The organism is Pseudomonadota bacterium (genome assembly GCA_039193195.1).
Lineage (GTDB): Bacteria > Pseudomonadota > Gammaproteobacteria > Steroidobacterales > JBCBZW01 > JBCBZW01.
Window position 1 is genome coordinate 75185 of record JBCCWS010000004.1, and the last position, 15964, is coordinate 91148.

Sequence of the window (15964 nt, forward strand, 5' to 3'; positions counted from 1 at the left end):
AGCAGCACGGAGCAACATGAGCGACCCTAACGATAACCCCGAACTGAGTGAGCGTGCTCGCCGGCTGTTGAAGACGCTGGTCGAGTCGCACATTCGTGAAGGGCAGCCAGTCGGCTCGCGCACCCTGTCACGCAACTCCGACCTGTCCTTGAGTGCCGCCACCGTCCGCAACGTCATGGTCGATCTCGAGGAGATGGGCTATGTAGATTCGCCTCACACCTCCGCCGGCCGTGTGCCCACGGCCAAGGCCTACCGATTGTTCGTGGACACGCTGGTCACCGTGAGTCCGCCTGACCAGCTAGAGCTCGATCGCCTTCAGCGCGCTCTGGATCCGGATCTCGCCTCCCGTGACCAACTCGCCGACTCCGCATCGAGCCTGCTGTCGGACATCACCCACCTGGCGGGTATCGTGTCTCTGCCGGTCACGCGCCACGCATCCCTCCGCCAGATCGAGTTCCTGCCGCTCTCGGGCAGTCGCATCCTCGCGATCCTCGTGATCAACTCCAAGGAGGTGCAGAACCGGATCCTCCAGCTCGATCGCGAGTACTCCGAGTCGGAGCTGCGTCGCGCCGCCAACTACCTCAATGAGCAGTTTGCTGGCAAGGACCTCATGCAGGTGCGCCAAGCGCTGATCGAGGAGCTCCAGACGGCGCGTGATTCCATGAATGCGGCCATGCTCGATGCCATCCAGATTGCCCATCGCGCTTTGGACGGCGGTGAACAGGCAAGCACCGGCGGCGACTACGTGCTCGCTGGCCAGACCAATCTGATGGGCTTTCAGGAGCTGTCCAGCACGGAGCGCCTGCGCGAGCTCTTCGAGGCCTTCACCCGCAAGCAGGACGTGCTTCACCTGCTCGATCAGAGCCTCACGGCCGACGGCGTTCAAATCTTCATCGGCCAGGAATCGGGCCACAATTTCCTAGACGGCTGTAGCGTGGTAAGCGCGCCGTACACGCTCGACGGTGAAGTCGTTGGGGTGCTCGGTGTCATCGGTCCCACCCGCATGGCCTACCAGCGAGTCATCCCCATCGTGGATATCACGGCACGATTGTTCGGCGCCGCCTTGAAATCCGGCGGCTGAATCTCCACCTCGCCCTGCACCGGCCGCTCGACGGGTCTTGAAGGGATCCGAGGGACGGGCAGGCTTGCGTCGAATTTTTGGAGTGAGGGATGACGAACGAGTCCACCCCGGGCGGAGCGACGCCCGATTCTGTCGAGGCGGCAGGGACCGCGGAAGGCACCGCCGCCGCCGGCGCTCCCGCGCCGGGCAGCGCCGACGAGCGTGAGGTGCTGCGCCAGGAACGTGACAGCGCACGCCAGGAGGCTCAGCAAAATCACGACAAGTTCTTACGCGAGGCCGCCGAGCTGCAAAACCTGCGCAAGCGCGCCGTAGAGCGCGAGGAGAAGGCGCGCAAGTTCGCGGTCGATCGCTTCGCGGGTGACATGCTGAACGTAAAGGACAGCCGGGAGATGGGCCTAGCCGCCGCGGCATCCGAACCCACCGTTGAGTCTCTCCAGGAAGGCATGGAAGCGACGCTGCGCCAGCTCGAGCAGGCCTTCGAGAAAGCCAGCCTCACGGTGATCGATCCAGCGGATGCGCCCTTCGATCCTCGCCAGCACGAAGCCATGGCCATGCAGGAAGTGCCCGATCTCACCGAAGAGAAGGTCATAGCGGTCATCCAGAAGGGCTACCTGCTACACGACCGGGTGCTGCGGCCCGCTCGTGTGATGGTGGGCAAGCCGGCCCCGGCACCGACCAACGACGCACCCACCCCCGACGACGAGGGCTGACCGCGCGGCTTGAAGCCGCCGCTAACGCCCTCATCTAATTGCTAGTTTTGAACCAAATCGCATAGAGCGGAGCGACTTACACATGGGCAAGATCATCGGTATTGACCTTGGTACCACCAACTCCTGCGTCGCCGTCATGGAAGGCGGCCAGGCCAAGGTCATCGAAAATAGCGAGGGCGATCGCACGACGCCTTCCATCGTCGCTTTCAAGGACGACGAGGTGCTGGTCGGCCAGCTGGCAAAGCGCCAGGCCATCACCAACCCTGAGAACACCCTGTTCGCCATCAAGCGCCTGATCGGTCGTCGCTTCGAAGACGACGTGGTGCAGAAGGACATCGACCTGGTGCCCTACAAGATCGTCAAGGCGGACAACGGCGACGCCTGGGTCGAGGCCCAGGGCAAGAAGATGGCAGCGCCCGAGGTCTCGGCGCGCGTGCTCATGAAGATGAAGCAGACGGCCGAGGACTACCTGGGTGAGACGATCACCGAGGCGGTCGTGACCGTGCCCGCTTACTTCAACGACTCCCAGCGCCAGGCCACCAAGGACGCGGGCAAGATCGCCGGCCTGGAAATCAAGCGCATCATCAACGAGCCCACCGCAGCGGCCCTTGCCTACGGCATGGACAAAAAGCGCGGTGACTCGAAGATCGCGGTGTACGATCTCGGCGGCGGCACCTTCGATGTGTCCATCATCGAGATCGCCGAAGTAGACGGCGAGCACCAGTTCGAAGTACTGGCCACCAACGGTGACACCTTCCTCGGCGGTGAAGACTTCGACAAGCGCATCATCGATTACCTAGCGGACAGCTTCCACAGCGACCAGGGCATCGACATCCGCAAGGATCCCCTGGCCATGCAGCGCCTGAAGGACGCGGCAGAGCAGGCCAAGATCGCCCTGTCCTCCTCGCAGCAGACGGAGGTCAACCTGCCGTACATCACCGCTGATGCCTCCGGACCGAAGCACCTCAACATCAAGCTGAGTCGTGCCAAGCTGGAGTCTTTGGTGGACGATCTGATCACGCGCACGATGGCGCCGTGCAAGATCGCCCTGAAGGACGCCGGTCTCGGCGTGAAGGACGTGGACGCGGTCATCCTGGTCGGCGGTCAGACCCGCATGCCTAAGGTGCAGGACGCGGTGCAGGACTTCTTCGGCCGTGAGCCGCGCAAGGACGTGAACCCCGACGAGGCTGTGGCCGTCGGTGCCGCGATCCAGGCGGGCGTGCTCGCCGGCGACGTGAAGGACGTGCTGCTCCTCGATGTGACGCCGCTGTCGCTCGGCATCGAGACGCAGGGTCGCATCATGACCAAGCTGATCGAGAAGAACACGACGATCCCGACCAAGGCCCAGCAGGTGTTCTCCACCGCCGATGACAACCAGACGGCCGTGACCATTCACGTCTTGCAGGGTGAGCGCGAGCGCGCGGACGACAACAAGTCCCTCGGCAAGTTCGACCTGTCGGATATTCCGCCGGCTCCACGCGGCATTCCTCAGATCGAGGTGAGCTTCGACCTGGACGCCAACGGTATCCTCAACGTGTCGGCCAAGGACAAGGCGACGGGCAAGGAACAGAACATCGTCATCAAAGCATCCAGCGGTCTGTCCGATGAAGAGATCGAGCAGATGGTGAAGGACGCTGAGCTGCACGCTGACGAAGACCGCAAGTTCCGTGAGCTCGTCGACGCCCGCAACCAGGCCGAGACGATGGTCAACGGCGTCGAGAAGGCCATAAAGGAACTCGGTGACGACAAGGTCAGCGAGGAGGAGAAGGGCAAGATCGACGGGGCGATCGCCGAGCTCAAGACCGCTATCGAAGGCGATGACAAGGACGCCATCGAGGAGAAGACTCAGGCGCTGGCGGCGGCGTCCGGCGACATCGCGCAGCGTGCCTACGCCGCTACCGAGGGTGACGGTGAGGCGGCGGCCGAAGAGACTGCCGAGGGCGGCGCCAAGGCCGACGCGGAAGATGTGGTCGACGCGGAGTTCGAAGAGCTCAAGACGGAAGAGCGCAAGTAGGCCGATTAAGCGGTAAGGCGGGGCGACTAACTAGATGGCAGCAGATCTCTACCAAACGCTCGGTGTCTCGCGCACCGCCACCGCGGACGAGATCCGCAAGGCCTTCAAGCGCCTCGCGATGAAGCATCATCCGGATCGCAATCCGGATGATGCAGAGGCTGAGAACCGCTTCAAAGAGGTCAAACAGGCTTACGACGTGCTTAGCGATGCCGAGAAGCGGGCAGCTTACGACCGCTTCGGTGATGCTGCCCTTAACGGGGGCATGGGCGGCCCCGGTGGTGGCGGCGGCGGCGGCTTCGAGGATCTCAACGACGTGTTCAACGAGATCTTCGGTGACGTATTCGGCGGCGGTGCCCGTCGCGGCGGAGGCGGGCGAAGGTCGCGTGTCATGCGCGGTGCGGACATCGCCTACGACCTCGAGCTCGAGCTGGAAGAGGCCGCTTTCGGCACCACCGTAGAGATTGAGGTGCCAACGACAGAGCAGTGCCCGACCTGCGACGGGGCAGGGGCAGAGCCAGGCAGCGAGCTGGAGACCTGCGACTATTGCGGCGGACGCGGCACAGTGCGCGTTCAGCAAGGGTTCTTCTCGCTGCAGCAGCCTTGCCCGCGCTGCGGTGGCCGCGGCGTGCGCATTACCGATCCCTGTCGGACCTGTGACGGCACCGGCCGCGTCGAACATGTGCGTAGACTCTCCGTCAAGGTGCCTGCGGGAGTCGATGACGGCGATCGAATTCGCTTGTCGGGCGAAGGCGAGACTGGGCGCAATGGCGGCCCGCCGGGCGATCTCTACGTCGAGGTCCGCACCAAGGAGCACCCCTTGTTCACTCGCGATGGGCGCGACCTTCATTGCGAGATTCCCGTGTCCTACGCGACGGCCGTGCTCGGTGGGCAGGTGGAAGCGCCCACACTGTCTGGGCCCGTTTCGCTGAAGGTACCAGTGGGAACGCAGGCAGGACGCGTCTTTCGCATGAGTGGAAAGGGCGTACGTCCAGTGCGCGGAGGCGGTACAGGAGACCTCTACTGCCGCGTCACCGTAGAGACCCCCGTCAACCTTACGGGCCATCAGAAGGATCTACTACGCAAGTTCGATGAGTCCCTGCAGGAGGATACGGGGCGCCATAGCCCCCGATCTCGCGGCTGGCTCGACGGCGTGAAAGAATTCTTCGATGACCTCCGGTCCTGATCTGAGCGAACCTACGTCTGCACCAGTACGTATCGCGCTGTTCGGCGCGTCTGGTCGGATGGGAGCGGCGGTGGCGCGAGCTATCGCCGCCCAGCACCCCAGGGTCCAACTCGCGGGCGCCTGCGTTTCGCGTGAGAGCGTAGCCCTCGGAAAGTCCTTAGGCGAATTGTTTGCACTCCCCGCGGAGACGGGCGGCGCAGTAGCGACGGTGAACAAACCTGCTGATGCGATTGCCCATGCCGATGTCGCCATCGATTTCAGCCTGCCCGCAGCCACCCCCGCCTACGCAACCGCCTGCGCCCGCGCGGGCTGTGCGTTGGTGAGCGGTGTGACGGGTCTTGACGCTGCCGCCACGGCCGCGCTCGACGAGGCCGCACAGCGCGTTGCCATCCTTCACGGCAGGAATATGAGCCTCGGGGTCAACTTGCTAGCTTTGGCGCTGCGCACCGTCGCCACCCACCTATCCGCTGCGGACTACGACGCGGAGATCCACGAGTGGCACCACCGCAGCAAGCGCGACGCCCCCTCAGGGACAGCGTGGATGCTCGCGGAGGAGATCGCTGCCGCGCGCGGCGACCCCCTAGACGTGCCGAAAGCAGATCGTGCCGGACAGCGCAGGGCGGGCACGATCGGGATGGCGGTGAGCCGGGGTGGCGACGTCGCCGGTGAGCACACGGTGACCTTCGCCGGCGACGGCGAGCGCTTGGAGTTGACTCACCGCGCCGGCGGCCGCGACGGCTTTGCGCGCGGTGCCGTTCTCGCGGCGCGCTGGCTGGTCGGACGGCCACCAGGTCGCTACCAGATGAGCGACGTGCTCAGCCTCTAGTTCGGCCGGCGTCCAGGCAGCCTTGTAACGCTCTTCTCTGGCGCCATCGGCGGTGCTGCCGTATCATCCACTCCTCAGGATGTCGCCGCGCGACGTACCTGAGCGAATCAGTGCGGGAGGGCTCCATCCGGGGTCCTCCCGCTTTCGTATGCCCGGCTAGTTGACAGGCCGATGCGAAACGCGAGAGCGCGCCGGTGCCGCCCATCCCCTTCCACGGAGGAGACGTGTTTTGAATCAGCTTGCAACGCTGGCTTTGGCAGATGGCACGGTGTTTTGCGGCCGCCTAGGCGGTGTGCCTGGCGAGGCTGTTGGCGAGGTGGTGTTCAACACCGCTTGCACGGGCTACCAGGAGATCCTGAGCGATCCTTCCTATGCGCGCCAGCTGGTCACGCTGACTCAGCCGCATATCGGCAACACGGGGGCGACTCCCGAGGATATGGAGAGCGGCCACGTGCAGGCTGCCGGCCTGATCGTACGTGACCTGCCCAGGCGCCATTCCAATTGGCGCGCGACGAGTTCCCTGCAGGAGTTCTTGCGCGAGCAACAAGTCACGGCTATCAGCGACGTTGATACGCGCGCACTTACTCGGCATATCCGAGAGCATGGGGCCCAGGCGGGGTGCATCGTCGACGGTGTGGGCAGCGCGGCCACGGCGCGCGCGCTAGCCTCGGCCCGCGAGTTCGCCGGGCTGTCCGGGATGGACCTGGCCAAGGTCGTGAGTACGCGGGAACCGTACTCCTGGACCGAGGGCGCCTGGCGCCATTCGCAGGACGAGCAGGTGGCCGAACCCACTCGCCGCCACCGCGTCGTGGCTTTCGACTTTGGCGTCAAGCGCAACATCCTGCGGCTCCTCCACGACGCGGGGTGCGAAGTGACCGTCGTGCCGGCGCAATCCTCCGCTCAGGAGATCTTCGATCTGCAGCCCCAGGGGATCTTCCTCTCTAACGGCCCCGGCGACCCGGAACCCTGCGACTACGCCATACGCACCATTCGCGAGGTCTTGGCACGCGGCCTACCCACCTTCGGCATCTGCCTTGGTCACCAGCTGCTCGGCCTTGCCGCTGGCGCGCGCACGCGAAAGATGAAGTTCGGCCATCACGGGGCGAACCACCCCGTGCTAGAAACCGCTAGCGGCCGCGTGTACATCACCAGCCAGAACCACGGCTTCGTTGTCGATGAGGAGAGCCTGCCAGCGAACGTTCGCGTTAGCCACCGATCCCTCTTCGATCAGTCGCTGCAGGGCATCGAGTTCGTCGATGTGCCTGCCTTCGGTTTTCAAGGACATCCGGAGGCGAGTCCGGGGCCGCATGACATACGGCCTCTTTTTGAGCGTTTCGCCAAGGCCATGGAGGAGGGCACCGATGCCGCGTCGCACTGATATCGAGAGCATCCTGATCATCGGCGCTGGTCCGATCGTCATCGGGCAGGCCTGCGAGTTCGACTACTCTGGCACGCAGGCGTGCCGCGCCCTGCGCGAAGAGGGTTATCGGGTCATCTTGGTCAATTCCAATCCGGCGACGATCATGACGGACCCGGAGACCGCCGACGCGGTGTACATCGAGCCTCTGCACTGGACCGCCATTGCGCGCGTGATCGCCAAGGAGCAGCCGGACGCGTTGCTGCCCACTATGGGCGGGCAGACCGCACTTAACTGCGCCTTGGATTTGGCGCGCGAGGGGGTGCTCGAACGCTACGGAGTGGAGATGATCGCCGCCTCCTCCGAGGCCATCGATATGGCCGAGGATCGGGATTTGTTCCGCCGGGCGATGGCGGAGATAGGACTCGAGTCGCCTCACTCGCACATGGCCCACAACCTGGAGCAAGCGCTCGAGGCGCAGGCCAACATAGGCTACCCGACGGTGATACGTCCCTGCTTCACGCTCGGGGGCAGCGGTGGCGGCGTGGCCTTCAATCGCGAGGAGTTTGTCGAGATCGTCGAGCGCGGCTTGGATCTGTCACCGACCACGGAGGTACTGATCGAGGAGTCGGTGCTCGGCTGGAAAGAGTACGAGATGGAGGTCGTGCGCGATCGCAACGACAACTGCATCATTGTTTGCGCCATCGAGAACCTCGACCCAATGGGCGTGCACACGGGCGACTCGATCACCATCGCCCCTGCGCAAACGCTCACGGACAAGGAGTACCAACGCATGCGCGACGCATCGCTGGCGGTGCTGCGCAAGGTCGGCGTGGAGACTGGCGGCTCGAATGTCCAGTTCGCCTTAAACCCCGCGGATGGGCGCATGTTCGTGATCGAGATGAACCCTCGGGTTTCGCGTTCTTCAGCCTTGGCGTCAAAGGCCACGGGGTTTCCGATCGCGCGGGTAGCAGCGAAGCTCGCGGTGGGCTACACGCTCGACGAGCTACGCAATGAGATCACCGGCGATGCGATTCCCGCGTCCTTCGAACCGACGATCGACTACGTCGTGACCAAGGTGCCGCGCTTCGCCTTTGAGAAGTTCCCCGGGGCCAACCCCAGCCTGACCACCCAGATGAAGTCCGTGGGCGAAGTCATGGCGATCGGGCGCACCTTTAAAGAGTCTGTGCAAAAGGCCCTTCGCGGATTGGAGACGGGAGCGGCTGGCTTCGACGACATGATCGACGGCGGCGAGGTGGACGAAGACGCCCTGCGAAGGATTCGCTACGAGTTGCGTATCGCGCGCCCCGAGCGCTTGTGGTTTGTCGCCGAGGCATTGCGGGTGGGCATCAGCTTCGATGAGGTGCAGGCCCTGAGCCAGATAGACCCGTGGTTCTTGGCCCAGCTGGAGGAGCTGATCGACGACGAGCGCTTCGTACGCAGCCAGTCCCTAGACAGCTTGGATGCTGCGGCGATTCGCGCCCTGAAGCGCGACGGATTCTCCGACGCCCGCCTTGCGCGTTTGCTAGGCACTGACGAGGACGCGGTGCGTGTCCGGCGCAACGCACTAGGGGTGCATCCCGTGTACAAGCGGGTCGACAGCTGCGCCGCGGAGTTCGCCTCACCGACGGCCTACCTGTACTCGTCCTACGAGCAGGAGTGTGAGGCGGCGCCAACAGACAGGCGCAAGATCATGATCCTCGGAGGCGGCCCGAACCGCATCGGTCAGGGAATCGAGTTCGATTACTGCTGCGTGCACGCGGCGATGGCTCTGCGCGAGGATGGCTACGAGACCATCATGGTCAACTGCAACCCCGAGACCGTGTCCACGGACTTCGACACATCGGACCGCCTCTACTTCGAGCCCCTAACCCTCGAAGACGTGCTCGAGATCGTTCGCGTAGAGCAGCCCAAGGGAGTGGTCGTGCAGTACGGCGGGCAGACGCCGCTGAAGCTGGCGCGCGCGCTGGAGCGAGCCGGGGTACCGATCATCGGTACCTCGCCGGACGCCATCGACCGGGCCGAGGATCGCGACCGCTTCCAGCAGGTCATCGAAGAGCTCGGCCTGCGGCAACCGCGCAACAAGACCGCGAGAACCGTGGAAGAGGCCCTAGCAGCTGCCTCACAGGTGGGCTACCCCTTGGTGGTGCGGCCGTCTTACGTGCTGGGCGGTCGCGCGATGGAGATCGTCTTCAGTAACGAGGAGCTCGCTGAGTACATGCAGTGGGCCGTGCGCGTCTCGAACGACAGCCCCGTACTGCTCGATAGTTTCCTCGACATGGCAGTCGAGGTGGACGTGGACGCGGTATACGACGGCGAGGATGTGCTTATCGGCGGCATCATGGAGCACATCGAGCAGGCAGGTGTGCACTCGGGAGACTCTGGTTGCTCCTTGCCATCGGCGACGCTCAGTGACGCCGTATGCGAGCAACTGGAGGAGCAGGTGACCATGCTCGCGAATGCTCTCAACGTGCGCGGATTGATGAACACCCAGTTTGCAATACAGGGCGAAGACATCTACGTGCTCGAGGTCAATCCTCGTGCATCGCGCACCGTACCGTTCGTCTCCAAGGCGATCGGCAAGCCCCTGGCGAAGGTCGCCGTGCGAGTGATGGCAGGGCAGTCCCTGAAGGCGCAAGGGGTACCCCTACGCTACGCGCCGCGGCACTATTCGGTGAAGGAGTCCGTGTTCCCCTTCGCCAAGTTCCCCGGGGCGGACCCGATCCTTGGCCCGGAGATGAAGTCGACGGGCGAGGTAATGGGCACAGGTGGATCCTTCGGAGAGGCCTACGCGAAGGCACAGCTCGCCTCCGGGGTTGTCGTACCCCGGGGCGGGGCGGCGTTGCTCAGCGTGCGCAACCGGGACAAGCCCGCCGCCATTGCCTTGGCGCGCCTGCTGCTCGAGCGCGGCTTTGAACTGGTGGCGACGGCCGGCACTGCCAAGGCGCTCGGCGAGGCAGGGTTGCCATGCCAACGAATCAATAAGGTAATGGAAGGCCGTCCGCACATTGTGGACGCGATCAAGAACGGTGACATCAGCTTGATCGTCAACACAACCGAGGGCAAGCAGGCCATTCGTGAGTCGCAGTCGATCCGCCGCGAAGCGGTCTTGCGCAAGGTCACCTACTACACAACGTTGTCCGCAGCGCGCGCGACCTGCTTGGCGATCGATCACCTCGACGACGCAGCGGTCAACCGCCTTCAGGATCTGCACCGGGAGATGGTGAAATGACCAAGAAGGTTCCCCTGACGGCGCGTGGCGCCGAGCTGCTGCGCGAGGAGTTGCGCAAGCTCAAGTACGAGGATCGGCCGCGGGTGATCGAGGCGATCGCCGAAGCCCGCGAGCACGGCGACCTGAAGGAGAACGCCGAGTATCACGCGGCTCGCGAACAACAGAGCTTTATGGAAGGGCGCATCGCCGAGATCGAAAGCACCCTGTCCCTCGCGGACATCATCGATGTCACTAAGATGACCAACAACGGCCGCGTGGTGTTCGGTGCGACGGTGCACCTGTACGACCCAGACGAAGATGAGAAACGCGTCTATCGCATCGTCGGAGAGGACGAGGCGGACGTAAAGCAGGGTCTGATCTCGGTGAGTTCTCCTATCGCTCGCGCCCTCATCGGCAAGAATCAGGACGACGAGGTCGAGGTGCAGGCGCCGGGGGGCGTTCGGGTCTTCGAGATCGAGCGCGTCGAGTACCTCTAAAGTACGCGGCGCTATTCGTGTTGTCTGAATCCACCGTTGGGTGGCGGTCGAAGATCCAGGCAAGGCAATAGCTGAGGGTTTGCTAGTGGCCAACGGCGTGAGGCGAGGGCGCGGCACCTGGCTGCAGGAGCAGCTGTCGGACCCCTACGTCAAGCGAGCACACCGAGAGGGCGCGCGTTCCCGCGCCCTCTACAAACTCTCTGAACTGCTCAACAACCAGCGCCTCATTCGCCCGGGCATGAACGTAGTGGACTTGGGCGCTGCACCTGGCGGTTGGAGCCAGCACGTCGCCAAGTTGCTCGATGGCGACGGTCGGGTGGTGGCAGTGGACCTCCTCGAAATGCCGACGATCGCCGGGGTTCACTTCCTGCAAGGGGATTTTCGTGAGCAAGACGTACTCGACGCAGTCCTTGAAGCCCTCGGCGGCGCGCCAGCGAACCTTGTAATGAGCGACATGGCACCCAATCTCAGCGGACAGCGGGCAGTTGATCAACCGCGGGCTATGTACTTGGCGGAGTTGGCGCTCGATTTTGCGCAGCGGACCCTGGCCCCAGGGGGCGCCCTGATCGTAAAACTGTTCCAGGGCGAAGGGTTCGACGAGTATCTGCGAACCGTGCGCCAGCAGTTTGCTGCTGTGAAGAATCGAAAGCCCGCCGCGTCGCGATCTCGCAGCCGAGAGATGTACCTCGTGGCGCGCGATTTCAAGGGCGCGTGAGGGCGGCCGCGGTAGGTGCTTCGCTGGTGAAGAACCTGAGCGTGTAGTACTGTCTAAACAGCCAGATAGGCGATTTTGCGGGCATATCCCCGACGGAGTTTCGTTTGAACGACTTAACTAAGAACATCATCCTTTGGATAGTGATCGCGGTCGTGCTGTTCTCGGTCTTTACGAGTTTCGGCAGCGCCAGTCGCGCGTCCCAGGAGATCTCTTACTCGGAGTTTGTGCGACGGGTGGAATCTGGTGACGTCCAAGAGGTGGAGTTCCAGAGCGACGGCGTCACCATCCAGGGCCGCATGCGCGGTAGCCGGCAGTTTGTCACCTTCAGTCCCGAGACCAACAACGAAGCGTTGATCGGCGAGTTGCTGGAGAACGACGTGGCGATCAGCCACGCAGAGCCGCAGCGTACCAACGTGCTCCAACAGCTGTTTATCTCCTCCTTCCCCATCTTGCTGCTCATCGCGGTCTGGGTGTATTTCATGCGCCAGATGCAAGGCGGCGCCGGCGGCCGAGGAGCGATGGCCTTCGGCAAGAGCAAGGCCCGCCTGCTGGGGGAAGATCAGGTCAACGTGACCTTTGGTGACGTTGCCGGCGTCGAGGAGGCCAAAGAAGAAGTTAGTGAGATCGTTGATTTCCTCAAGGACCCCGCCAAGTTCCAGCGCCTCGGGGGCAAGATCCCGCGCGGCGTGCTGATGGTGGGTTCTCCCGGTACCGGTAAGACGCTCTTGGCGCGCGCCATCGCCGGCGAGGCCAAGGTCCCGTTCTTCACCATCTCAGGCTCAGACTTCGTCGAGATGTTCGTGGGCGTGGGCGCGTCCCGCGTACGCGACATGTTCGATCAGGCGAAGAAGCACGCCCCCTGCATCATCTTCATCGACGAGATCGACGCCGTCGGCCGACACCGTGGCGCCGGCCTTGGGGGCGGTCACGACGAGCGCGAACAAACCCTCAACCAGCTACTCGTTGAGATGGATGGCTTTGAGGGCAACGAAGGCATCATCGTCATCGCGGCGACTAACCGGCCCGACGTGCTCGACCCCGCACTGCTGCGCCCCGGTCGCTTCGACCGCCAAGTGGTGGTGCCCTTGCCGGACGTGCGCGGACGCGAGCAGATTCTGCGCGTGCACATGCGTAAGGTTCCGGTAGGTGATGATGTGCGCCCAGGAATCATCGCCCGAGGCACGCCCGGGTTCTCAGGGGCCGACCTTGCCAATCTGGTCAACGAAGCTGCGCTATTCGCGGCGCGGGCCAACCGGCGCATTGTGGGTATGGACGAATTCGACCGGGCCAAGGACAAGATCATGATGGGCGCGGAGCGGCGCTCGATGGTGATGAGCGAGAAAGAGAAGGAACTGACGGCCTACCACGAAGCAGGGCATGCCATCGTGGGACTGATCGTTCCCGATCACGATCCGGTCTACAAGGTCACCATCATCCCCCGCGGCCGTGCCCTAGGGGTCACGATGTTCCTGCCCGAGGAGGATCGCTACAGCTCTAGCAAGCGCCGTCTGGAAAGCCAGATATCGAGCCTGTTCGGTGGGCGCCTCGCCGAAGAGATGGTCTTCGGGGCGGATGCGGTCACCACGGGCGCATCCAGCGACATCGAGCGAGCGACCGACATCGCACGCAACATGGTCACCAAGTGGGGCCTGTCGGACAAGCTCGGACCGCTAACCTACAGCGAAGACGACGGTGAGGTGTTCCTCGGCCGCTCGGTAACGCAGCACAAGCAGGTCTCCGACGTGACCGCGCATACGATCGATGTCGAGGTGCGAGACATCATCGATCGGAATTACGACCGAGCAAAGCAGATCCTCACCGATAAATTCGACAAGCTCGACGCCATGGCGAAGGCGCTGATCAAGTTCGAGACCATCGGGGAAGATCAGATTGCGGATATCATGGACGGCCGAGATCCCCGTCCCCCCGAGGGCTGGGATGAGAGTGGCGGAAGCCCGCCGCCGCCGCGCCGTGACCCGTCGCCGCCTGCCGCGCCGGCGGGGGAGATACCGACGACGACGGCTACGCGCAACCAGCCGTAGCCCCAGCGCGCAGCGACCGCGCGAGGTCAGCCGCCAGTGCCCTTTCGGGCGCTGGCGGCTTTCTTATTTGGAGGACGCTAAATCACCTACCCTAGGCCAGCGATTGTGACCGTATGCCGGGGCACGGGGGTGAACTCCGCTATGATTCGCGATTATGGGAAAATACTTCGGCACTGATGGAATAAGAGGGCGCGTCGGCCAGGCGCCGATGACGGTGGACTTCGCCGTACGCTTGGCGGGCGCAGCAGGACGTGTGCTAACGCCCGGCGGCGGCAGCGTGGTGGTGGGTAAGGACCCGCGCCTGTCCGGCTACATGTTCGAGTCCGCGCTGGAGGCGGGTTTTGTCGCCGCGGGTGTCGACGTCAAGTTGCTGCAGGTGATGCCGACGCCCGGTATCGCTTTTCTAACTAAAGCACTCGGCGCCGACTTCGGTGTGGTGATCAGCGCTTCCCACAACGCCTACATCGACAATGGCATCAAGTTCTTCGACCACCGGGGCAGCAAGCTATCGGACCACACGGAGGCGGCCATCGAGCGTGCCCTGGAAGAGCCGGTCACCACCAACGACCCAACGTCCCTGGGCCGGGCGGAGCGCCGCTACGACGCGGTCGACCGCTACCACGCATTTTGCCGCCAATCCGTGGGTGAGGCGGACTTCAGCGGCCTGAACCTCGTCGTCGACTGCGCCAATGGCGCTACCTACAAGGTCGCGCCGCGCGTGTTTTCCGACCTCGGTGCAGACGTCATGACCATTGGCTGCTCGCCCAACGGCCGCAATATTAACGAGGGCTGCGGTTCAACGGCTCCGGACAGACTGCGCACTACGGTCACCGCCGTCGGCGCCGATCTCGGTGTCGCCTTCGATGGCGACGGCGACCGCGTACTCCTAGTGGGCCCGGACGGCAGCTTGATCGATGGCGATGACATGGTGTACCTGCTCGCCCTCGACCGGCAGCGACGAGGGGAACTCAACGGACCGGTGGTCGGTACGCTGATGAGCAACCTCGGTCTCGAACTCGCGTTGCGGGAGCACGGTATTGCCTTCGAGCGCACCAAGGTAGGCGATCGCCACGTGCTGACTCGCCTGCACGAGGTGCGTGGAACAATCGGAGGTGAGGGTTCCGGCCACGTGCTCTGCCTCGATCGCACCACAACAGGCGACGGCATCATTACCGCGCTCCAAGTGGTCGCCGCCCTGCGAAACAGCGGCGGTGATCTGAAGGCGCAGCTGTCCGGCTTCTACAAGTTCCCGCAGCACCTCGTCAACGTGCGGGTCGAGCAGCCTTTCGACTTCGCGGCGAACTCGACCGTCAGTGCCGGCGTTGCGCAGGCGGAACAGCGCCTCGGGTCGCGCGGCCGCGTGCTGTTGCGCGCCTCCGGCACCGAGCCCCTGATTCGGGTCATGGTCGAAGGCGAGGACGAAGGCTTAGTCAGCGCATTGGCCGCGGAGCTCGCGAGAGCCGTGCAGAGCGCCGCGAGCGCCAGCTAAGGGCACGCTGCAGGGCATTGCGTTCCGGCGCGGTCCGGGCTACGATCGCGCGCTTTCATCGAGCAGCGTCCGTGTCCAAACCCGCTTTCCTCGTCGTTGGTAACTGGAAGATGCATGGCACCCGTAAGGGCGCTATCCGTTTGATTTCAGAGATACTTGCGGCTCGGCAGGAGACATCGGACGGGTGCCAGCTGGCGGTGTGTCCGCCGGCCGTATACATCGATGCGGTTGCGCAACAGACGGCTGGTCGCAGCGTGGCGGTAGGTGCGCAGGATGTGGCGGTACCGGCGGCCGGTGCGCACACCGGCGACATCTCGGCGCCGATGCTCGCGGACCTGGGTTGCCGTTACTGCATCGTTGGTCACTCGGAGCGGCGCGCAGATCACGCTGAGAGCAGTGAGCAGGTGGCCGCGAAGTTTGCCTCTGCGCGCGAACACGGGCTGGTGCCTATTCTGTGTGTCGGGGAGACCGAGGGGCAGAGAGCGAGCGGCGCGACGGAGCGCGTCATCGCCGAGCAGATCGACGCGGTGCTCGCAGCAGAGACGGTGAGAGGATTTGAGGGCGCGGTTGTTGCCTACGAGCCCGTGTGGGCTATCGGTACTGGCCAGAGCGCCACGCCGGAGCAGGCACAGACCGTGCACAAGGCGATTCGAGCACTGATCGGTAAACACGATGCCGCCATCGCATCGAACCTACCGATCCTATACGGCGGCAGCTTGAAGCCCGCGAACGCGGCGGAGCTGTTTGCCATGCAAGACATCAACGGCGGACTCATCGGCGGCGCGTCGCTGTCGGCCACGGACTTCCTGGCGATATGCGACGCGGCCGGCAGCTGAGTA

12 protein-coding genes are annotated in these 15964 nt (G+C 64.0%); all 12 read left to right on the top strand.

Going from position 1 to position 15964, the window contains the following annotated elements; translation table 11 throughout:
* Nucleotides 1-16: 16 nt before the first annotated feature.
* On the top strand, nt 17-1081 hold the full coding sequence (gene hrcA / locus AAGA68_05865; GenBank protein ID MEM9384567.1) for a heat-inducible transcriptional repressor HrcA: 1065 nt from the start codon (nt 17-19) through the stop codon (nt 1079-1081).
* 89 nt (nt 1082-1170) lie between these two features.
* Nucleotides 1171-1791 carry a nucleotide exchange factor GrpE gene (locus AAGA68_05870; protein ID MEM9384568.1) on the top strand — a complete coding sequence of 207 codons (621 nt, stop codon included), beginning with the start codon at nt 1171-1173 and terminating at the stop codon, nt 1789-1791.
* Between the two features lie 82 nt (nt 1792-1873).
* Nucleotides 1874-3805 carry a molecular chaperone DnaK gene (gene dnaK, locus AAGA68_05875; GenBank protein ID MEM9384569.1) on the top strand — a complete coding sequence of 644 codons (1932 nt, stop codon included), beginning with the start codon at nt 1874-1876 and terminating at the stop codon, nt 3803-3805.
* Between the two features lie 34 nt (nt 3806-3839).
* Complete coding sequence (gene dnaJ / locus AAGA68_05880) at nt 3840-4988, top strand: molecular chaperone DnaJ (GenBank protein ID MEM9384570.1); 1149 nt, start codon at nt 3840-3842, stop codon at nt 4986-4988.
* Nucleotides 4972-5814, top strand: a complete 843-nt coding sequence (gene dapB / locus AAGA68_05885; GenBank protein MEM9384571.1) for a 4-hydroxy-tetrahydrodipicolinate reductase — start codon at nt 4972-4974, stop codon at nt 5812-5814. Before dnaJ ends, dapB begins: the two co-directional genes overlap by 17 nt.
* 229 nt (nt 5815-6043) lie before the next feature.
* The gene (carA, locus tag AAGA68_05890; protein ID MEM9384572.1) at nt 6044-7192 is read left to right on the top strand and encodes a glutamine-hydrolyzing carbamoyl-phosphate synthase small subunit; all 1149 of its coding nucleotides are present in this window, start codon (nt 6044-6046) and stop codon (nt 7190-7192) included.
* A complete protein-coding gene (carB, locus tag AAGA68_05895) occupies nt 7176-10403 on the top strand; it encodes a carbamoyl-phosphate synthase large subunit (protein MEM9384573.1) in 3228 nt (1075 codons plus the stop codon). The genes carA and carB overlap by 17 nt, the downstream gene beginning before the upstream one ends.
* Nucleotides 10400-10879 (top strand): transcription elongation factor GreA, encoded by a 480-nt coding sequence (gene greA / locus AAGA68_05900; protein ID MEM9384574.1) that lies wholly within the window; start codon nt 10400-10402, stop codon nt 10877-10879. Before carB ends, greA begins: the two co-directional genes overlap by 4 nt.
* A 97-nt stretch (nt 10880-10976) precedes the next feature.
* Entirely contained in the window at nt 10977-11594 is a 618-nt protein-coding gene (rlmE, locus tag AAGA68_05905; GenBank protein MEM9384575.1) for a 23S rRNA (uridine(2552)-2'-O)-methyltransferase RlmE, read from the top strand.
* A gap of 104 nt (nt 11595-11698) precedes the next feature.
* Complete coding sequence (gene ftsH / locus AAGA68_05910) at nt 11699-13636, top strand: ATP-dependent zinc metalloprotease FtsH (protein MEM9384576.1); 1938 nt, start codon at nt 11699-11701, stop codon at nt 13634-13636.
* A gap of 154 nt (nt 13637-13790) precedes the next feature.
* Entirely contained in the window at nt 13791-15125 is a 1335-nt protein-coding gene (gene glmM / locus AAGA68_05915; GenBank protein ID MEM9384577.1) for a phosphoglucosamine mutase, read from the top strand.
* 71 nt (nt 15126-15196) lie between these two features.
* Nucleotides 15197-15961, top strand: a complete 765-nt coding sequence (tpiA, locus tag AAGA68_05920) for a triose-phosphate isomerase (GenBank protein MEM9384578.1) — start codon at nt 15197-15199, stop codon at nt 15959-15961.
* The last annotated feature ends 3 nt before the right edge of the window (nt 15962-15964 follow it).